This is a genomic window from Bacillus silvicola, from assembly GCF_050524305.1.
Lineage (GTDB): Bacteria > Bacillota > Bacilli > Bacillales > Bacillaceae_G > Bacillus_A > Bacillus_A cereus_AT.
This window is the reverse complement of sequence record NZ_JBNGVC010000001.1, coordinates 1220051-1240551: the sequence shown is the minus strand read 5'-3', so window position 1 is coordinate 1240551 and position 20501 is coordinate 1220051. Positions and strand designations below refer to the sequence as shown.

Here is a 20501-nt window from a genome sequence, read left to right as displayed (position 1 = left end):
AGGGCTTAAAGAATGGCTGAACAAAACACAGTAAAATCATTACCAGATCGCAATGAGATTGAAGAAGCAAACACATGGCGATTAGAAGATATTTTCCAAACAGATGCAGAATGGGAAAAAGAATTCCAAGCTATTAAAGAGCTATTGCCAAAGTTAACTGAATTTAAAGGGAAGCTTGGTGACTCTGCAGACAATTTGCTTGAGGCATTGCAATATGAAGATGAAATTTCAATGCGATTAGGTAAGCTATATACATATGCACATATGCGTTACGATCAAGATACAACAAACTCTGTGTATCAAGCATTAAATGATCGCGCAACAAATTTATACTCACAAGTATCTAGTAGCACAGCTTATATCGTGCCTGAAATTTTATCTATTTCAGAAGATACATTGGAAACATTCTTACAAGAAAATCGAGAACTAAGTGTATATGAGCATGCATTAGAAGAAATTACACGTCAACGCCCGCATGTATTATCGGAAGCTGAAGAAGCGTTATTAGCAGAAGCATCTGAAGTGATGAGTGCATCAAGTAATACATTTGGTATGTTGAATAATGCAGATTTAAAATTTCCATCTATTAAAGGTGAAGATGGAGAAGAAGTAGAAATAACACATGGTCGTTATATTCAATTTTTAGAAAGTGATGATCGTCGTGTGCGCGAAGATGCATTCAAAGCTGTATATGAAACGTACGGAAAATATAAGAACACATTTGCAAGTACGTTAAGTGGGGCTGTGAAACGTAATAATTTCAATGCCCGCGTTCGTAAATACGATTCTGCACGTCAAGCTGCATTAAGTAATAATAATATTCCTGAAGCGGTGTATGATCAACTTGTTGAATCGGTAAATGATAATTTACACTTACTACATCGCTATATTGATATTCGTAAGCGTGCCCTAGGTCTTGATGAGCTTCATATGTATGATTTATATACACCGCTTGTACCAGAAGTGAAAATGAATGTGAAGTATGAAGAAGCACAAGAAATGTTATTGAAATCTTTAAATGTACTTGGTGATGAATATGTTGAAATTTTAAAAGAAGCATATGAGAATCGCTGGGTAGATGTATATGAGAATAAAGGAAAACGAAGCGGAGCATATTCATCTGGTGCATACGGAACAAATCCGTATATTTTAATGAACTGGCATGATAATGTAAATAATTTATTTACACTTACTCATGAGTTTGGCCATTCAGTGCATAGTTACTATACAAGGAAGACACAGCCGCACGTATATGGTGATTATTCAATCTTCGTTGCAGAAGTAGCATCAACTTGTAATGAAGCGCTTCTAAATGATTACTTATTGAAAACGACAGAAGATAAGAAAGAGCGTCTATATTTATTAAATCACTATTTAGAAGGATTCCGCGGCACTGTATTCCGTCAAACGATGTTCGCAGAGTTTGAGCATATTATTCATAAGAAAGTACAAGAAGGACATGCTGTTACGCCGGACATGTTAACGGAAATCTACTATGATTTAAATAAGAAATATTTCGGTGATGCTTTAGTGATCGACGAAGAAATTGGTTTAGAGTGGTCTCGCATTCCGCATTTCTACTACAACTATTACGTATATCAATACGCAACAGGATTTAGTGCAGCGACAGCTCTATCTAAACAAATTTTAGAAGAAGGGCAACCAGCAGTAGAACGTTACATTAACGAATTCTTAAAAGCAGGAAGCTCTGATTATCCAATTGAAGTGCTGAAAAAAGCAGGAGTTGATATGGCATCTCCTGAACCTGTAAAAGAAGCATTACAAGTATTTGAAGAGAAGTTAAATGAATTAGAAGCGTTATTGTTTGAAGAGAAGTAATGAGAAAAGACGAGGGATTTTATCCTCGTCTTTTCTGTTTGGGGCATTTGCTCAATAGGTTAAAATGTCGATATTTGTCGAATTATTGAGGTGATTTTCCTCGCTTTTTCTATATTAGAAGGAATTTTTACGACTTATTTTTGTAGTTAAAATCCTTTAAATCGTTTTCTATAGTTGAAATAAGAGACAGCGATGACGATAACTCCAAATAAAAGAGGGAAGGCAATAATTTTAGGAAAAGCTTGTAGTAGAGAGAGGATGTACAAGAAAAAAGAAACGATAACACATAGAAAGATAAGAAAAATATGAGACTTTTTCATAAGGAAACCTCCTAAATAGCTTTTTTTATAGCTTATTCAAGAATGAAAACGTTTAGAATGTGACAAAAGTGTGAAATTCGACAAAAGGGGTTGTCATCTGACGTCGAATCTTGTAATATAATAAGCGTGAACGAATTCACATACAAACATATACCCCTTTGTTTGAACGTGAAAATTTCTCCCATCCCCTTTAATATTTTTATAAGCCGTAAAGAAAAAGACCTGGTGTTTACACCAGGTCTTTTTCTTTTGCTATCCATTTCCAATAACGCTCGCACTTCACTTCAATCATTTGTACTTTTCGTTTTAGTTGTAATTTTTTTAGTTCGCGCTCTATTTCTTGCTGCGGGCAGTCATATATGAATGAGATTTCCTTTGAAGAAATAAATTGTGTTGCTTCTAGTAATACCTCTAAAGGAGGTAATGGCTCTGGCTCAATCTCGCATTTTACAAGTTCTTTTAATAACTGTACGTATACATCATAGGAATAAATTCCTGCAATTTTAATACCTTCCTCATCTGAATTTGCATGGAAAAATAGGAGGGAAGGTATTTCTGTAATATGCATCTCATTTGTGAATTTCAGGTCGCATTGGAAAGCTTTTTTTGCGCTAACTGAGTGTAGGTCTTTTTTAAATTCCTCTACATCAATGCCGCTATCTTTTGCACATGTAAGCAATAGTTCACCATCTGGATTTGATACATTTTTAAGAAGAATGTATTCCTGGAGTTTTCGCAAAAACTTCGAACCTGCTTTTCGGCCTTGCAACTCCGCCGCTTTAATTGCCATCGAAACTAGATACGGCGTTGACGATGCCTCTTGCATATGTACTTTTCCATCACATGAAAAACCTTGTAAACTTGTTGTCTTTTCCCACACAAATCGAATATTAGCAGGTTTATTCCATTTGTGTGAGGAAGCGTTTGCCCCGTCCACTTTTCCAGTTACTATATGACGAATAGAGAAGTATTTCCCATATTCAAGCCATAGTTTAATAATAAATGGCTCGATATCCCAGCAATCTTTACAAAGTGGATCAATAAATAAATATGCTTCTACAGACTTATGCTCGCATGTGGAAGGAGAAGGCATATTCATATGCTTTGCTTCCTGCTTATCCATTACACTTCACCTGTTTCATTTGGAGTATTGACCATATGTTGAGCAGTTAATGCTAAACGTTCAAAAACAAACTCTCTTATATGACCGTGCACTCCTGTATCATCCATTGCTTGCTCCATGCATGATAGCCAAGCTTCTGCGCGTTTTGGAGTAATCTCAAACGGAAGATGGCGTGCTCTTAGCATAGGATGCCCATGTTCTTCAGTGTATAAATTAGGACCACCTAAATATTGTGTTAAAAATTGTTTCTGCTTCCTAGCAGTTTCTGTTAAATCATCCGGGAAGATCGGAGATAAGTCAGGGTGTTCACTGACATAGGAATAAAATGTATCCACTAATGTTGCAATGCATTGTTCACCGCCAATTGCTTCAAATGGTGTCATCGGTTGCTTGCTCATCCTTTATAAACTCCTTTTTCCATGAAATGTATATCTATTGTAGCAATGGAATGTTATGAAGAGCAACTAAACAGCCTTCATAACATTCGTTGCTTATTTTATGTGTTGCTAATAAATCTTTAATTTCCAAAAAGGTGAAACATAACCACCAGTAAATCACTTCTACACTGATGGAAATTTCACTTTAGCGCTCTTTGTTTTGTTTGGCAAGGAAAAAGCGTTTTACTTTGTTATTTGTATGATGAACTGGTACGTTATGTTGCTTTAATAAACTCATAAATGAGGCTTTACCAGCTTCCTCATCTTGTACTTCGTATTCGATTTCATAATCATCGTGATTGTAATAGAAACTATGATCAAAGACAAGTGTTCCACCTTCAAACAATGTTTCAGCTCTTTCTGTTGTTAAACTTCCCATATAAGTTAAAGAGGAAACTGGAATTTGTAGTTTCTGAAGTTGATCCATTACAGTTCCTTGAATGATTGCGTTTGTTTCCATCATAAGTTTTGCTTCTTTTTCTGTTATAGATTGATGAGTTTCTAATAAACCAATTTCAGCAGGTTGTTTTAATGTGAATGTATAAGTTCCATCTTTATGACGAATACGAAGTGCAGAGCCTGTATTTTTTAAAGAAAATTGAGTTGTTTCAAAGTAATGATTTACTTGTTTTGTAAATGCTTTAATAGAAAAAGACTTGCATAACCTTTGGAATTCTTCCTCTGTAACCATGTTTTTAAATTCAATTTCAATTTCTTGTGTCATTGTATGCGCTCCTTTTGAAAAATAATTCTTTACACATTATCGCTTTTTCGCAAATTTGGTTCAATGTTTTATTTGTTTGCGTCCATGTTATGATACAATAATACTGTTAAGTAAGACAGGAAGTTGAGATGGAGGAATTCGAGCATGCAAAATAAAATTCAAGTTAAGAGCGTAGAAATGAGAGAGAATGCGCTTATTTTTTGTGCGGAAAATACTGAAATAGAGGTAAAGGAGTTAAGTGCGCGTAATCACGTACTTGTAGACTCAGATAATTTATCATTTTTATATATCTTAGAAAACGAATCATCTTTCATTTATGTAAGTATTCCGCATACATGCTGGGAAGCAATGCATGAAGCGATGAATAAAGATACAGCAATGTTTATTCGCGTGAATGATATTGAAATGGAATTAGAAGCATTAAAAGAAGAAGTAGAGTATTTAGTTGAAAATATTGAAGGTAATGCAAATTACGGAGAAGAATTAGTAACTGCTGTAGAAAAAGTATTTCTATAAGCAAATGGATTGATTTTGGTGGTGGTTGAAATGAATCGTAATTGGGAAGACTTTTTAGCGCCTTATCACCAAGCGGTGGCAGAGCTGAAAGTGAAACTAAAAGGAATGCGTACTCAATTTGCAATGTTAACGGAGCATTCTCCAATTGAGTTTGTAACAGGAAGGGTAAAGTCGGTTGCAAGTATTATTGATAAAGCGGAGAAGAGAAATGTGCCGTTAGACCGGCTTAGAGAAGATATGCAAGACATCGCAGGCCTTCGAATGATGTGTCAATTTGTTGATGAGATTAAGCCTGTTGTAGAATATCTTCGAAAACGAAATGATTTTGAAATTGTGGAAGAACGTGATTATGTAACGCAAAAGAAAGATAGCGGTTATCGCTCTTACCACGTTGTCATTAGTTATCCTGTTCAAACGATACAGGGAGAGAAAAAAGTATTGGTTGAAATTCAAATACGTACGTTAGCAATGAATTTTTGGGCAACGATTGAGCATTCTTTAAATTACAAATATAGTGGACGTTTTCCTGAAGATATTAAAATACGCTTACAACGTGCAGCGGAAGCGGCATTTTTATTAGATGAAGAAATGTCTTCCATTCGTCTTGAAATTCAAGAAGCGCAAAAGATTTTTTCACGAAAGCAGGAAACGAAAGATTCTGAATCATAAACTAAAGGGTGTTGGGCGATGAAATTTACAATTATGTCAAAGGGAGATCAATCATCAGATACACTAGCAAGTACGATGAAAGAATACTTGTTAGATTTTGGTTTTACGATGGATGAAAAGGAACCTGATATTGTAATTTCTGTTGGGGGAGATGGAACGCTTTTATATGCGTTTCATCGTTACTATAATCGATTAGATGAAACCGCATTTGTTGGTGTACATACAGGGCATTTAGGTTTCTATGCAGATTGGTTACCGACGGAAGTAGAGAAGTTAGTAATTGCGATTGCTAAAACACCGTTCCAAGTAGTTGAATACCCACTTTTAGAGGTGATTATTCGCTATGTGAATGGTAGTAAAGAGTCGCAGTATTTGGCGATGAATGAAGCGACTGTAAAAAGTGCAGAAGGAACATTAGTAACAGAAGTGGAAATACGCGGAGAGTATTTTGAAACGTTCCGCGGAGATGGTCTTTGTATTTCTACTCCTTCAGGAAGTACTGCGTATAATAAGGCACTTGGTGGAGCGATTATTCACCCTTCTATTGAAGCGATTCAAATTGCAGAAATGGCATCAATTAACAATCGTGTATTTCGTACGGTAGGTTCGCCGCTCGTACTGCCGAAACATCATACATGCGTTTTAAAGCCGGCTGCAGGAATGAACTTGCAAATTACGGTGGATCATTTGACGATGGTTCATCAAGATGTGAAATCAATTCAGTATCGCGTTGCAAACGAGAAAGTACGATTTGTTCGTTTCCGTCCGTTCCCGTTCTGGAAACGTGTCCGTGACTCGTTTGTTGCAGATAAATAGAGAGGGTTTATATATTTGAACAGGTTTACATTGAAATGGGATATACAGCTTGCGGATGAGGGGACTTTAGTTAGAGAGTTTTTGAAAACGAAAGGAATTTCGAAGGCTGCTTTAACCGATATAAAGTTTCACGGTGGAGCTATTGAAGTAAACGGTCAACATGCGAGTGTTCGCTACAAGTTACAAGCCGGTGAAGAGTTACAAGTCTTCTTTCCGTTTGAGGAAAGAAGTGAAGGGATGGAAGCAGAAGATATTCCTTTAAATATTGTATATGAAGATGATGCAGTGCTTGTTGTAAATAAAGAAGCATATATGTCGACAATTCCGTCTAGGGAGCATCCGTCAGGAAGTGTTGCAAATGCTCTGTTATATCATTATGATAAACAGAACCTTGCAAGTACAGTGCACATTGTAACGAGACTCGATCGTGATACTTCAGGACTTATGTTAATTGCAAAAAATCGATTCGTTCACAACCTTTTATCAAAGCAGCATCAACAAAAAGGAGTGAAACGAACGTATGAGGCGCTCGTTCATGGAATGATCCTAGAAGAGATAGGGACGATTGATGCACCAATCGGACGAAAAGCGGATAGTATTATTGAGCGAACTGTCTGTGAAGATGGTCAAAGAGCTGTTACTCATTTTAGAGTGATGGAAAGTTCTTCTAATGAGACGCATGTAGCACTTGAACTTGAAACAGGAAGAACGCATCAAATTCGTGTACATATGGCGCATATAGGACATCCGCTACTTGGGGATGATTTATACGGCGGTCGAAGAGATGTGATGAAACGCCAAGCGCTTCATAGTACGTCTTTGACGTTTTATCACCCTATTTTAGAAAAGGAAATGACTTTTACCTTATGTATCCCAGATGACATGCAATCCGCTTTACATAACAATTAAAAGGGAACAAAATTCTTACTGAACGAAGAATTTTGTTCCCTTTTTTTAGCGGAATAATATTAAAATTTGATTTTCACCAGTACGTTTAATAACGAAAAAGCCACTTTCAGCTTTTGTAGCAATGCCGTCATCATTTGGAAGACAGTATCCGTGTGTTTCGCAAGTACCGTCATCACGTACTAACATTTGTCCAATTAATCCGACAGGAAGCCACTCAGTACGGTCTCTTCTTGATATATATTTACAAGCTGGATCCCATTCTGTATTTAAAAGAGGTTGTGTGTCTTGCGTGTCCGTATGCGCATATTGACGCTTTCCAAAGCTATCTGTTTTATAGCGTTTTTGCCAACTTAAAGCACCGCTATTTCCTATGAGAGCAGGAGTAGCACTAGATATTCCTAATATGAATAAATCATTTGAAGTAGCTTTTCGAATTTTTTCTTCGCTACTAAATGTAACGAAATGACCGACATCAATAGAACTATGATCTGCTGTCTCAAACATTTGTGCAAAATCCGTTCCACTTGCATTGTAAGAAGCACCATCGATATACATTTCTCCGTTGTGAGCAAGCCATTTTGCACCGATATTATGGTCGGTGTCATTTGTACCATTTGCAATAAACCAAGAATAAGATTCTTCTGCCGTGCCGAAGCGCCCCATAATATGGCTGCCTGCAAAATGAGCTGTTGATGTATGCATACCTTCCGCATGAGAAGAGAATCCGTTAGCGATAGTCGCGGTTCCTTCTGCATGTGCTGCTTCGCCTAAAGCAATTGTATGTTTTCCTTCCGCATGAGAATAAGAGCCGCCTGCTGTCGTTTCACTTCCTTCACTATGCGAACTATGTCCAGTTGCTTTTGTTTTTGATCCTTCTGCATGAGAGAAAGAACCTTTTGCATGTGTAAGAAGCCCTTCTGCATGTGAAGCTGTACCTTCTGCATTAGAATGAAGCCCCTCTGCATGTGCATACCGGCTCCCTTTTTTAACTTTTGTATTTTCGGGTGTAGGGGTCTGAATTACAATAGTTTTTTCTGTTTGTATATCATTTGATGGGGCTAATGCTTCTTTTATTTTTTTTACTTGATTTATAATAGTAGCTGGAATTTCTGGTTCCACTTTTTTATTTATTGCTACAGGGATGTTTTCTTCTGTATTTTGCTCTGTTTGCTCAGAATGTAATACCTGTTCACTATGATTAGAGAGAGGTTTATTTTTTTGTTGCATCTTTGTTTTTCTATTATCGATTATGCGGCTCATTACAGCATTTTCTAAAGAGACATATTTTGTTCTTGCTTTACTTTTTTTTGATGATTCTTGTTTTTCTAGTTCTTCTAAAGCTGCAGCTCGAATGCTACACCAATTGTTAATTCCGTACATAGGCAGATAGAAAGGCGGGAATTTTCTTTTTTGTTTAGAAGATTTTTTCTTCATTCTGTCACCTCCTGCGACAGTATATGCCGTGTACTTAAAAAAAGATGCACTTTATTGCATCTTTTTTTAAGTACATTACCTAGTTTTTATATGAGATGTGCCTAAATAATACGGTAATCCCTCGCAATTCATGAATTGCACTAAGTAAGGGGAGTTATGAAATTGGGCGGAATTTCTCAGCGACAAAAGGCAGGGAGGAAGGGACGGAAACGGTCTCCATTTCAGGAAAACGTAGTCCGGTTAGCTTTCCACCAAATACAGCACCAGTATCGATATTGACTGTGTGATTTACAAAGCGAGGTTCTTTTACTGGAGTATGTCCATATATAATCCAAGTTTCCCCGTTATATTCTTGCGCCCAGTCGCGACGGACAGGTGAGCCGTCAGCATGCTTTTCTCCTGTAATATCGCCATATAATACAAAGGTTTGTACTTTTTTATCTTGTCTTCCTATGTAATCTTGCCGAATCCCAGCGTGACATACGATTACTCTTTTTTCATCTAGTATGTGATATAAAGGGGATTGCTCATAAAGGGTGATGAACTTTTCTTTTATAATGTTTTGCTTATGAGAAGATAGCGCTTCATATTCAGCGACAGTTGTTTCGAGTCCGTGAGCGATTGTTACATTACCCCCAAGGAAAAATCGGTATAGTTTATTGCAGTGATTTCCAGGAGCGTAATAAGCTTCTTTTTTATTTATGACAAGTTCCCATACAATTTCAATCATACGTAATGAGTGAGGACCGCGATCTGTAATATCACCAACGAATGCAAGCTGACGTTGGTCAGGGTGAATGGGTAGGCCACTGTTCCAGTTGTATCCAAGTTTCGTCGTTAAATTTTGAAACTCTTGGAAGCACCCATGAATATCCCCTATAATGTCATATTTCATATTTAAACCTCCATCATATTTTTCATTAGTATATCTAAAAAAGGATAGAGATAAAAATGTACCGCTTTTTGTGTGGCTTATTTAAACATAAAGATTTTTGTTCTTGAGCGAACATTTAAAATAAATCCAATCGCAATCATGTATGTAAGCAGCGAACTTCCTCCATAGCTCATAAGGGGTAATGTTATCCCTGTAATAGGAAGTAATCCGATTGTCATCCCGATATTTTGGAATACTTGAAAAGTAAACATTCCGATTGTACCAGCACAAATATAACTACCGAAAGGATCATTACTTTCTAAAGCGATATGAATCATTCGGAAAATGAGTAAGAAAAAAAGTGAAATAATGACACTTGCACCTAAAAAACCAAATTGTTCAGCGACATTAGTGAAAATAAAATCTGTATGTGGTTCTGGAAAATATACTTGTCCATTTTCCCAACCCTTTCCTTGCATTTCCCCTGATCCAGCAGCTAAGAATGCTTGTCTTAGTTGATAGCCTTGCGCATCATATTTGTATGGTGCTAACCAGCCGTAGAAGCGATTTAATTGATATTCTTTTAAAATGTGTGCTTTAAAGAACTCTGTATGAGAAAAAAATATATATATTAATGTAGAACCCGCTGTGATAATGCCGGAGACTAATCCGAAAATAAAACGCCATCGTATACCGGAAACTAGTATCATTGCTGCGAGCATAGCTGAAATTACCATCGTATTCCCTAAATCCGGTTCCTTTGCAATAAGGAGTAGTGGTGGCAAACTTGCTGCGAATATCTTTCCGAGTAATAAAAAATCGCCCTGTATTGTTCTGAAAAAATATTTCTCATTGTGATTTGCTATAATTCGTCCAATGACGATAATTAAAAATAATTTCATAATTTCAGAAGGCTGGAAATTTCCGATGCCTGGAAGCCTGTACCAAGCGGTAGCGCCTTTAATTGTAAGGGCACCTGGTACTTGAAGTTCTAGCCCAATAAGTAATACCATTGCAAAGCTATATAAATACCAAGCAATTTTTTGATAACGATCGAAATCGATAATCATAATAACGCCAATAGCAATAAATCCAATGAAATACCATTGAATTTGCTTTAGTACAAAATTTACGTTTTGTAAAAATGGTGGTAAAGAGGCTTGCGCACTTGCAATAGCAAAGCAACTAACAGTCCCAATGGCAAATAAGATGAATAGCAATACGTAGTCTATTTGATATTGAGAATTTGGTTTCAATGTATATAGTCCTTTCTATCACCTAGTAAGTATATGGATGACGTCATGATAAAAATAATATGCAAGTAGACTGTTCATACATTTATTCCACTATTTGTGGGAAGTCATACATCACGAGGAAGGAATTGCTCCTCCCTTGAGATGTGCTATTTTGCACGGAGTTCTTTTGTAATTATATTTAAACAATAGGAAAGACGTGCATGTGTATTTATATCTGGAATGAGGTTTGGAAATAGATTGTAAAATTTGACCGCATTTTTATACCATCCGTAAGCTCTTATCAAACCCTTTTTATAATATTGGGCGTCTTGTAAGAAACCATACTTTTTCGAGGTTACAACGAGCTGTGAAAAATCTTCACAGCCTTCAAGGAATTTGTGATGTACTTGCTGTCCAGTATGAAGGCGGAATGAACTTAAAGGCTCAGTGATATACATCGCATCACCTTTTGAAAGTAAACTTATCCAAGAGGCCATATCAACACTACAACCATATTTTCTACCATTTAAAGTGCCGAAAGGTTCTGTTAATAGGTGTTTTCGAAAGAGTACAATTGTAGGTTCACCGATAATATTTTGTCCCTTTATAAGCATACGGTTTCCAAAATCTGTCCCATTTAGTAGAGTATCTTCATCGCATAATTTTTTCATGGAGGAATGTTGTTCAATTATATCTCCATTATCATTAATCCAAGTGCGATAGGATGTGATAAGTGCGAGGTTCCGATCTAAGTCTTGTTGGAAATAGAACATCATTTTTTCGATTTTATTACTATAAAATATATCATCGTCCATTAAGAAATTGATGTACTCTCCATTGGACTGTTCTAAGAGCATAAGTGAGTTATTAAATTGTCCTAGAGTAGCGGAATTTCGAATGTACGTTAGGTTTTTATAATTAGGTAAATAATGTCTCTCCATTAAAATTTCTGTTGCATCATTTGTACTATCATCTCCTACAATGATTTCAATATTCGAATAAGTTTGTGCTAATGCACTTTCTAGAGCAATTTTAAAATAATGTGGTCGATTAAAGGTGGGAATAAGGATGGAAACGAGAGGCAGATTTTTTTTGTTATTCATATACAACTACCTTTCAGGAATTTTTTGTGTAAGAATAATATCTTGATAACTTGTGTACTCAGTTCTGTTACACCATGAACCATAATGGGGGGGATTCATTATTTCTAGCCCATACTTATTTAATAGAACGCGAATATCGTTCTCAGGATAGGCAACTGCGAAATTAGGAATATCTTTATTCAGAACATAACAATTGTCAATTTGATGATGAAAATTTAATGCACTTAGTCCTCTATTTAAGTAATAGGATGATTCAGGATTAATTAAAAAGAAAGTAATAAAACATCTCCCGTCTTTTTTCAGAACTCGTGTAATCTCAGATACATAATGTTCTAATTCTTTCGGAAGGAGGTGTGTGAATACGGACGTTAAAAAAATAAAATCGAATGACTCGTCTTCATATGGAAACTTGTATTGGGAAGCATCTTCTTTTCCTTCTGGATTGTAGAACTGATTATATATGTCGACATGTTCAAAATGGAAGTTGTTACGGATTGTTGAAATGTTATTTTTGCACCATGTAATACCCTCGTTAAATAAGTCAAATCCATAATAAGCTCCATCATCACTTAAATAATTCATTAATGGAACCGCCATTCGGCCGATACCGCAACCTATATCTAACACTGTTTCATTTGATTTCAAATTGCCAATTTGAATAAAATACTGTATGAATTCGTTTCCAACTTTTTCGAAGTCACCACCTACATATTGAACGAGTTTTGGAGGTGGGAGTAATGTGATTTTTTTTTCATTTTCGTTCATAAATTTACTCCTTCCTTATAGTAAAGTAGAACATTGCCGCTTTTACTATATAGTTAAAACTTTATAGTAGGAGAAAAATGATATTTAAATTATTACGATATGTAAAGAATGTTTCTAAAAACAACTGATAATGGTGAGGAGCCCCTTGCTTTTTTATTATGCTATTAGTAGAGGAGCCCCCAATGGATACATTTTTCACTTTATTCTATTCTTTTCGCCAATAAATACCGAAATCATCAATTTTAGTAATAGGAGCTTTTAAGTTTCTTTGATTTCTGAAATCTGTTACAGCTTCTGCGCATGTTATTAATCCGTAATCATCAATAATGATATATCCACCTGTTGAAACTTTATCGTATAAGTTTACAAGACTATCCATCGTTGATTCATACATATCACCATCAAGGCGGGCAATTGCAATTTTTTCTACCGGTGCTGAAGGTAATGTATCTTTAAACCATCCCTTTAAAAATTGCACCTGATCATTTAATAAATCGTATTTTCTAAAGTTTTCTTGCACTTTTTCTAAAGAAACACGTAAGTAATCAAATGTGTGTAAATAATCACCGTAATCTTTTGGATACTGTTCTAAATTAGGTTCTGGCAGACCTTCAAACGAATCAGCAACCCAAACAGTACGATTTTTGATGTTGTTTGCTTGTAAAAAACCATTCATAAAGATGCATGATCCCCCGCGCCATACACCAGTTTCAATAAAGTCACCTTCTATATTTTCACGGACAACAGTTTCCATAGCCTCATGTAATTGATTCATACGTTTTCGCCCGATCATACTATGTGCTGCTCTTGGCCAATCTTTGCCACCTTGACGTTCACTTTTTGAAATGTTAGGATCAACGATTTTTAAATTATGATTTTCTGCGTACTGCTTAAGAAATAAAGGGAGTGGAACTGTAACTGGTTCATATGATAATTCTTTAGATATATGTAACGTAGCAGGTAAATATGGTTCATACTCTAACCATATTTCAAACAAAATTGTTTTCTTTAATAACTCAAGATAAAGCTGAATAGCAGATTTATTTTCCATATTTGTTCCTCCTGAGGAAATGTCATACAACAATATGATTATGTAGATAACGAAGGTTTCATGATTGAAATTGAAAAGCAGTAAAACTGATATCAGTTTTACTGCTAAGTAAAAATTAAGCGATTTTTTCAATAATAATGGATGCACTCGTACCAAGAGCTAACGATAATCCAAGCCCTGTAACAATCGCTTCAACCATTGATGGAATTACTGTAATTTGTGTAATTGCTTGGATAACGATAGGTGCTCCAAGTGAGATTAAACTTGTTCCAGTGCCAGGGATATCAACACCATTCACTTGAATTGCAAGACCACCTAATACACTTGCTAATGCAGTATATGCGATAACAGTAATTTTATAAAATCCAGTTTCAGTTATGAGGAAAGTATCAGCATCTAATTGAGAAATTGCTGTACCAAACTGAGCTCCAACAGTGTTAAATGGTACTGGGTCATTAAATCCAAGAGATATGCTAATTGCAGCAGAGTTAAATGCGTACAATCCTGCCGGAAGTCCTAATCCAGATGGTCCAGTCGGCCCGGTTGGTCCAGTGGCACCAGTCGGTCCAGTGGCACCAGTTGATCCAGTGGCACCAGTCGGCCCAGTCGCACCAGCTGATCCAGTGGCACCAGTCGGTCCGGTCGGTCCAGTCGGTCCAGTCGGCCCAGTCGGCCCAGTGGCACCACCTGTACCACCTGTACCAGCTGGCCCAGTCGGTCCGGTCGGTCCAGTCGGCCCAGTCGGTCCAGTGGCACCAGTGGCACCAGTCGGCCCTGTAGGAAGGGTAAACGGCGGTATTGGCGGTAAAGTCGGTCCTACAAGATTAGGATCAAATGCACTAGCGGATAATGATTCATCGGGATTTAAGCCATCTGAATAATTATTATTTGACATAAATTCACCTCCATAAAGCTTTCATTATATAGTAGATGCAAACTCGTAAGAAAATGACACGGACATTTGAATTATTGAAAAGAATTCTAAAATGACTTGAACAATATAAAAAAGTGGAAAGTTTTGTATTTGTATAACATATGATTGAGTTGGAAGAAGGTGATTATATTGAACAAGCAAGGCATTACAATTAGTTTATGTATGATAGTTCGAGATGAGGAAAAGACAATAGCTCGATGTTTGGATGCGATCGGAAAAATTGTTGATGAAATTGTAGTAGTTGATACAGGTTCTGTTGATCAAACGAAAGAAATTGTAGAGAAATACACTCCTAATATATATGATTTCCAATGGATTGATGATTTTGCGGCAGCTAGAAATTTTTCTTTTTCAAAAGCGACGCAAGAATATATATTGTGGCTAGATGCAGATGACGTATTATTAGAGGATGCTCAAGAAGCATTGAAACTTTTAAAAAGGGAATTAGATGCTAAAGTAGATGCTGTTTCGATGCCGTATCATCTTGTAATGGATTCTAACGGAAAACCTCTTTATTGCACAAAAAGATATCGACTTGTAAAGCGTGAAAAACAGTTTCAATGGTTTGGTAAGGTACATGAGTATTTAGCTGTTTCCGGTGAAATCTATAATAGTAACGTTGCTATTACACATAAAAAGGAAAAAGAAGTGACGGATCGTAATTTGAAGATTTTTCAAAATACCGTAGCGGCGGGGGAAGAATTGAGTCCAAGAGATTTGTTTTATTACGCGAATGAGTCTATGGATAACGAAAAATTCAACGATGCGGTCCTTCTCTATGAAACATTTCTAAATCAAGACGAAGGATGGCATGAAGAGAAAATTTACGCATGCGGTAAGTTAGGGGATTGTTATGCGAAGCTTGGAATGTGGGAGAAGGCAATTGAATCTTGTGTAAAGTCGTTTCGGTACGATATCCCTAGAGGAGAGAATTGTACAAGAATAGGATATATATATATGGAACAACAAAAATATAATGAGGCGATCTTTTGGTTTAAACTAGCAACGGAAGTACCACTAGCAGCGGATAGTCCGTTTCACAGTCCAGCTAGCTACACATGGCTTCCATATTTGCAAATGTGTATTTGCTATAACAAGTTAGGAGATCCAGACAAAGCATATTATTACAATGAATTAGCAGCTTCTTACGTTCCGAATAATGCTGTAATTGAATATAACCGTAAATATTTTCGAGGTGTTTTTGATAAACAATATAAAGTGTAATGTAGGCTGTTTTTAGGAAATACCTTGTTATTATTCTAATGATGATAGATTGGCTATATATTAGAGTATTAGTAATGAAATCAGTAGAGGTGGCATCCTTTGTAAGATGTATTCTGTTCATATGAGATGTATATTTCAAATTCAATTTGCATAAGGAGTGTGTGAAATGAATCGCGAAAAAAGTTCTTTATATGAAGAAAAGTCCGATTATTATTATAATGCAGCGAATCCGAATGTATTAAAGCATATAAAAAAGGAATGGAAAGAAGTTCTTGATATTGGTTGCTCTAGTGGTGCATTAGGAGCGGTTATAAAAGAAAATGGCACACGTGTATCAGGTATTGAGGCATTTCCAGAAGCAGCGGAAAAAGCAAAAGAAAAGCTAGATCATGTTGTTTTAGGTGATATAGAGACAATGGATATGCCGTATGAGGAAGAGCAATTTGATTGCGTCATATTTGGGGATGTATTAGAGCATTTATTCGATCCGTGGGCTGTAATAGAAAAAGTAAAACCATATATAAAACAAAACGGTGTAATTTTAGCTAGTATACCAAATGTTGCTCACATTTCAGTATTAGCTCCCTTACTTTCTGGAAATTGGACGTATACAGAAAATGGCTTACTAGATAAAACGCACGTACGTTTCTTTACTTTTAATGAAATGCTAAGAATGTTTTTAAAAGCAGGATATTCTATTAATAAAGTAGATCGTGTATATATTGACCATAAAATGTATGAGCCACTTATTGAAGAGTTATATGGAATTTGTAAAAAATATCGTCTTGGAAGTGGCTTCATGGCTGAGACGGTTGTATTTCAATATATTATTGAAGCAGAAAAATCACAAGTATGAGTGCTGCAGAAAAAACAATATTATTTGTTACGTGTATAAATGATCGGAAATTGTATGCACAATGTGTGCGACATATATTGCAATTGGCAGTACCTCCAGGATACACTATACAGTTTATGCCGATTCGAAACGCAGAAAGTATGACGAGCGGATATAATAAAGCGATTTCGCATCCAGCGAAATATAAAGTGTATATACATCAAGATGTTTTCATTGTAAATGTAGGTTTTTTATATGGATTACTTCAATTGTTTCAGGAACATGAACATCTTGGAATGATTGGTATGGTTGGAGCCCAATATGTTCCTCCAAATGGAACATGGAGTGTAGGCAGAGGAGTTGTTGGAAAAGTAATTGGTTATATGAATGATTTATTTTATATGGCCAGTCAAGAAAAGCCGTACCATGAGTCAAAAACATTTATGCCAGTTGAATGTATTGACGGTTTATTAATGGCAACGCAATACGATATTCCGTGGCGAGAAGACTTGTTTGATGGGTTTGACTTTTATGATGTATCTCAATCATTTGAATTTAGAAAAGCTGGCTATACCGTTGGGGTTCCTGTACAGCGTGATGCTTGGTGCATTCACTATCATATTGATGTGAATATGACAAACTATGAAAAGTATAGAAAGATATTTGTGGAGCACTATATGTCAGATGTAAATCAAGACGAATAGAGGGGCTACAAAATGAAAGATCATACAATATTAGTCGTTGTTTGTATAAATAATGAAGAGCTTTTCAAGCAATGTGAGAGACAAATAAGAAACCTTTTTGTTCCCCCTGGTTATGTCGTACAAATTTTTCCGATACGAGATGCGAAAAGCATGGCAAGTGCATATAACCGAGCACTTTCATATCCCGCGAAGTATAAGGTTTATATGCATCAAGATACTTATCTTATTAATCGAGAGATGTTTTATACACTTATATCTCTTTTTAAAGATAACGAAAAACTTGGTTTAATTGGCGTAGCTGGTGCTCAGTTTTTACCGGGCAACGGGATATGGTGGGAAGGGAAAAATTTAGTAGGGAAAGTGATTGAATACAGAAGACAGAATTATCAATTATTAAATTTAGATCAGCTGTTTTATGGGAATCAATCATTTATGTCAGTTCAGGCAATTGATGGATTATTAATGGCCACACAATATGATATTCCGTGGCGAGAAGACTTGTTTCAAGGATTCCACTTTTATGATGTGTCGCAGTCTTTAGAGTTTCAAAAGGCGGGTTATTTAATTGGTATCCCTAATCAAGCGAATTTATGGTGTATTCATTACAACGGAGATGAATTTGATGCGGATATATACGAAAAGTACCGGAAAGTGTTTGTAGAACATTATAAAGATATATTATCTCCATCGTAAGGGAGAGATGCAGGGTGAAAGGAATTATTTTAGCAGGTGGTACTGGATCGAGACTATATCCAATAACGAAAGTAACAAATAAACATTTGCTTCCTGTTGGGCGGTATCCAATGATTTATCATGCGGTATATAAGATGAAACAATGCGAGATTACAGATATTATGATTATTACAGGCAAAGAACATATGGGAGATGTTGTTAGTTTCTTAGGAAGTGGTCACGAATTTGGTGTGTCCTTTACGTATCGTGTGCAAGATATAGCGGGCGGAATTGCACAAGCGTTAGGGCTTTGTGAGGATTTTATCGGGGACGATCGCATGGTAGTTATATTAGGAGATAATATTTTTTCAGATGATATTCGTCCATATGTTGAGGAGTTTACAAAGCAAAAAGAAGGTGCAAAAGTACTGCTTCAATCTGTAGAAGATCCTGAAAGATTTGGTGTAGCGCATATTCAAAACAAAAAAATAATTGAAATTGAAGAAAAGCCGACGGAACCGAAAAGTTCCTATGCTGTTACAGGAATTTATTTGTATGATTCGAAAGTTTTTACTTATATAAAAGAATTAAAACCTTCCGCAAGGGGAGAACTTGAAATTACAGATATAAATAATTGGTATTTAAAACGAGGGGTACTTACTTATAACGAAATGAGCGGCTGGTGGACGGATGCGGGAACTCATGCTTCTCTTCAAAGGGCGAATACGCTAGCCCGAGATATAAACTTTGGGAAACAGTTTAACGGAGAATAGGTGAGAATATGAAAGTTGTAGAAACAAACTTTACCGATGCAAAATTGTTAGAACCGAGGTTATTTGGAGATGAGCGTGGCTTTTTTACAGAGAGTTATAATAAGAAGGTGCTAGAAACATTAGGGATTACGTATTCATTTGTACAAGATAACGTATCTTATTCAGCACAGGCAGGAACGATTCGAGGATTGCACTTTCAAAAAAATCCGAAAGCACAAACGAAACTCATTCAAGTTATGCAAGGGGCAATTTACGACGTTATCGTTGATTTGCGAAAAGATTCACCAACATTTAAACAGTGGAAAGGATATATTTTAAGTGCGGATAATCATCGGCAATTATTGGTGCCAAAAGGATTTGCGCACGGGTTTTGTACGCTTGTTCCACATACTATTGTTATGTATAAAGTAGATGAGTATTATAGTGCACAGCATGACTCGGGATTACTTTGGGAGGATAAAGAATTAGCAATTCCATGGCCGGTAACAAATCCTATCTTATCTGATAAGGATCGAATATTACCATCACTTCAGGAATATGAAGATAGTTTTTAAGTAGGAGAGTTGTTTATGAATATATTAATAACAGGTGGAGCTGGATTTATTGGAAGTAATTTTGTTCATTACATGCTGCAAAGCTATGAAACATATAAAATCATTAATTTCGATGCATTAACATATAGCGGGAATTTGAATAATGTAAAGTCTATTCAAGAGCATCCTAATTACTCTTTTGTAAAAGGGAAAATTCAAAATGGAGAGCTGCTGGAGCATGTTATTAAAGAGCGTGATGTGCAAGTAATTGTTAATTTTGCAGCTGAATCACATGTGGACCGTAGTATTGAAAATCCGATTCCCTTTTACGATACGAATGTAATCGGGACAGTCACTTTATTAGAATTAGTGAAAAAGTATCCGCATATTAAGTTCGTGCAAGTATCAACAGATGAAGTATACGGTTCTTTAGGGAAAACAGGAAAGTTTACCGAGGAAACCCCGTTAGCTCCAAATAGTCCGTATTCTTCAAGTAAGGCGAGCGCCGACATGATAGCTTTATCTTATTATAAAACATATCAATTACCAGTTATAGTAACGCGTTGTTCCAATAATTATGGACCGTACCAATATCCTGAAAAGTTAATTCCATTAATGGTTACGAATGCACTGGAAGGAAAAAAACTACCGTTATATGGTGATGGCTTAAATATAAGAGACTGGTTACATGTAACAGATCATTGTCGTGCGATTGATATTGTTTTGCATAAGGGATGTGTAGGAGAGGTATATAACATAGGGGGGAATAACGAAAAAACAAATGTAGAAGTTGTGGAACAAATTATTACTCTCTTAGGAAAAACAAAAAAAGACATTGAATATGTTACGGACCGTTTAGGGCACGATCGCCGTTATGCGATTGATGCAGAGAAAATGAAGAACGAATTTGATTGGGAGCCGAAATATACGTTCGAACAAGGATTACAAGAGACGGTGCATTGGTATGAAAAGAATAAGGAATGGTGGAAACCATTAAAAGAACAGTAAGGG

Annotated in this window: 23 protein-coding genes; 12 read left to right on the top strand and 11 right to left on the bottom strand. The window is 36.2% G+C overall.

All coding sequences use genetic code 11. From position 1 onward, the window contains the following. Positions 1–12 precede the first annotated feature (12 nt). Positions 13–1839 carry an oligoendopeptidase F gene (gene pepF / locus ACP6L7_RS06620; RefSeq protein WP_097830037.1) on the top strand — a complete coding sequence of 609 codons (1827 nt, stop codon included), beginning with the start codon at positions 13–15 and terminating at the stop codon, positions 1837–1839. 146 nt (positions 1840–1985) lie between these two features. Here pepF and ACP6L7_RS06615 read toward each other — a convergent pair whose 3' ends face one another. The 4 genes from ACP6L7_RS06615 to ACP6L7_RS06600 form a co-directional block, all read right to left on the bottom strand. After that, positions 1986–2159: a hypothetical protein gene (locus ACP6L7_RS06615; protein ID WP_000748141.1), complete on the bottom strand. Its 174-nt coding sequence runs from the start codon at positions 2157–2159 to the stop codon at positions 1986–1988. A gap of 229 nt (positions 2160–2388) precedes the next feature. Continuing rightward, complete coding sequence (locus ACP6L7_RS06610) at positions 2389–3282, bottom strand: ClpXP adapter SpxH family protein (RefSeq protein WP_097830038.1); 894 nt, start codon at positions 3280–3282, stop codon at positions 2389–2391. Continuing rightward, complete coding sequence (locus ACP6L7_RS06605; protein ID WP_000043388.1) at positions 3282–3680, bottom strand: globin domain-containing protein; 399 nt, start codon at positions 3678–3680, stop codon at positions 3282–3284. Before ACP6L7_RS06605 ends, ACP6L7_RS06610 begins: the two co-directional genes overlap by 1 nt. Positions 3681–3864: 184 nt before the next feature. After that, a complete protein-coding gene (locus ACP6L7_RS06600) occupies positions 3865–4443 on the bottom strand; it encodes a CYTH domain-containing protein (RefSeq protein ID WP_430528971.1) in 579 nt (192 codons plus the stop codon). A gap of 144 nt (positions 4444–4587) precedes the next feature. Between ACP6L7_RS06600 and ACP6L7_RS06595 the strand changes: the two genes are divergently transcribed. From ACP6L7_RS06595 to ACP6L7_RS06580, 4 genes are read left to right on the top strand one after another with little or no spacing between them, the layout of a single operon-like run. Then, positions 4588–4959, top strand: a complete 372-nt coding sequence (locus tag ACP6L7_RS06595; RefSeq protein WP_097830040.1) for a UPF0738 family protein — start codon at positions 4588–4590, stop codon at positions 4957–4959. Positions 4960–4989: 30 nt separating this feature from the next. Further along, complete coding sequence (yjbM, locus tag ACP6L7_RS06590; RefSeq protein WP_097830041.1) at positions 4990–5628, top strand: GTP diphosphokinase; 639 nt, start codon at positions 4990–4992, stop codon at positions 5626–5628. Between the two features lie 18 nt (positions 5629–5646). Continuing rightward, entirely contained in the window at positions 5647–6444 is a 798-nt protein-coding gene (locus tag ACP6L7_RS06585; protein ID WP_000673196.1) for an NAD kinase, read from the top strand. A gap of 15 nt (positions 6445–6459) precedes the next feature. Beyond that, positions 6460–7353, top strand: a complete 894-nt coding sequence (locus ACP6L7_RS06580; RefSeq protein ID WP_097830042.1) for an RluA family pseudouridine synthase — start codon at positions 6460–6462, stop codon at positions 7351–7353. Positions 7354–7398: 45 nt separating this feature from the next. On the opposite strand, the gene ACP6L7_RS06575 is transcribed toward ACP6L7_RS06580, so the two are convergent. From ACP6L7_RS06575 to ACP6L7_RS06545, 7 genes are all read right to left on the bottom strand, one after another. Beyond that, entirely contained in the window at positions 7399–8787 is a 1389-nt protein-coding gene (locus ACP6L7_RS06575; protein WP_097830043.1) for a peptidase G2 autoproteolytic cleavage domain-containing protein, read from the bottom strand. Between the two features lie 154 nt (positions 8788–8941). Continuing rightward, a complete protein-coding gene (gene prpE / locus ACP6L7_RS06570; RefSeq protein ID WP_097830044.1) occupies positions 8942–9682 on the bottom strand; it encodes a bis(5'-nucleosyl)-tetraphosphatase PrpE in 741 nt (246 codons plus the stop codon). Between the two features lie 77 nt (positions 9683–9759). Further along, positions 9760–10917 (bottom strand): FtsW/RodA/SpoVE family cell cycle protein, encoded by a 1158-nt coding sequence (locus ACP6L7_RS06565; protein WP_097830045.1) that lies wholly within the window; start codon positions 10915–10917, stop codon positions 9760–9762. 146 nt (positions 10918–11063) lie between these two features. Continuing rightward, entirely contained in the window at positions 11064–11999 is a 936-nt protein-coding gene (locus ACP6L7_RS06560; RefSeq protein ID WP_097830046.1) for a glycosyltransferase family 2 protein, read from the bottom strand. A 6-nt stretch (positions 12000–12005) separates the two neighbouring features. Next, complete coding sequence (locus ACP6L7_RS06555) at positions 12006–12764, bottom strand: class I SAM-dependent methyltransferase (RefSeq protein WP_097830047.1); 759 nt, start codon at positions 12762–12764, stop codon at positions 12006–12008. Positions 12765–12969: 205 nt separating this feature from the next. Further along, on the bottom strand, positions 12970–13815 hold the full coding sequence (locus ACP6L7_RS06550; RefSeq protein ID WP_097830048.1) for a TylF/MycF family methyltransferase: 846 nt from the start codon (positions 13813–13815) through the stop codon (positions 12970–12972). Positions 13816–13930: 115 nt separating this feature from the next. Continuing rightward, a complete protein-coding gene (locus ACP6L7_RS06545) occupies positions 13931–14710 on the bottom strand; it encodes a BclA C-terminal domain-containing protein (protein WP_097830049.1) in 780 nt (259 codons plus the stop codon). 165 nt (positions 14711–14875) lie between these two features. Here ACP6L7_RS06545 and ACP6L7_RS06540 point away from each other — a divergent pair, with 165 nt between their 5' ends. From ACP6L7_RS06540 to rfbB, 7 genes are all read left to right on the top strand, one after another. Then, positions 14876–15973: a glycosyltransferase gene (locus ACP6L7_RS06540; RefSeq protein ID WP_097830182.1), complete on the top strand. Its 1098-nt coding sequence runs from the start codon at positions 14876–14878 to the stop codon at positions 15971–15973. Positions 15974–16139: 166 nt separating this feature from the next. After that, positions 16140–16829, top strand: a complete 690-nt coding sequence (locus ACP6L7_RS06535; protein ID WP_097830050.1) for a class I SAM-dependent methyltransferase — start codon at positions 16140–16142, stop codon at positions 16827–16829. After that, positions 16826–17512: a glycosyltransferase family protein gene (locus tag ACP6L7_RS06530; RefSeq protein ID WP_097830051.1), complete on the top strand. Its 687-nt coding sequence runs from the start codon at positions 16826–16828 to the stop codon at positions 17510–17512. The genes ACP6L7_RS06535 and ACP6L7_RS06530 overlap by 4 nt, the downstream gene beginning before the upstream one ends. A 12-nt stretch (positions 17513–17524) precedes the next feature. After that, entirely contained in the window at positions 17525–18205 is a 681-nt protein-coding gene (locus tag ACP6L7_RS06525; protein ID WP_097830052.1) for a glycosyltransferase family protein, read from the top strand. Between the two features lie 14 nt (positions 18206–18219). Further along, entirely contained in the window at positions 18220–18957 is a 738-nt protein-coding gene (locus ACP6L7_RS06520) for a sugar phosphate nucleotidyltransferase (protein ID WP_097830053.1), read from the top strand. 8 nt (positions 18958–18965) lie between these two features. Next, a complete protein-coding gene (gene rfbC / locus ACP6L7_RS06515; protein ID WP_097830054.1) occupies positions 18966–19511 on the top strand; it encodes a dTDP-4-dehydrorhamnose 3,5-epimerase in 546 nt (181 codons plus the stop codon). Between the two features lie 15 nt (positions 19512–19526). Then, positions 19527–20498, top strand: coding sequence for a dTDP-glucose 4,6-dehydratase (gene rfbB, locus ACP6L7_RS06510; RefSeq protein WP_097830055.1), 972 nt, complete (start codon positions 19527–19529; stop codon positions 20496–20498). Positions 20499–20501 lie beyond the last annotated feature (3 nt).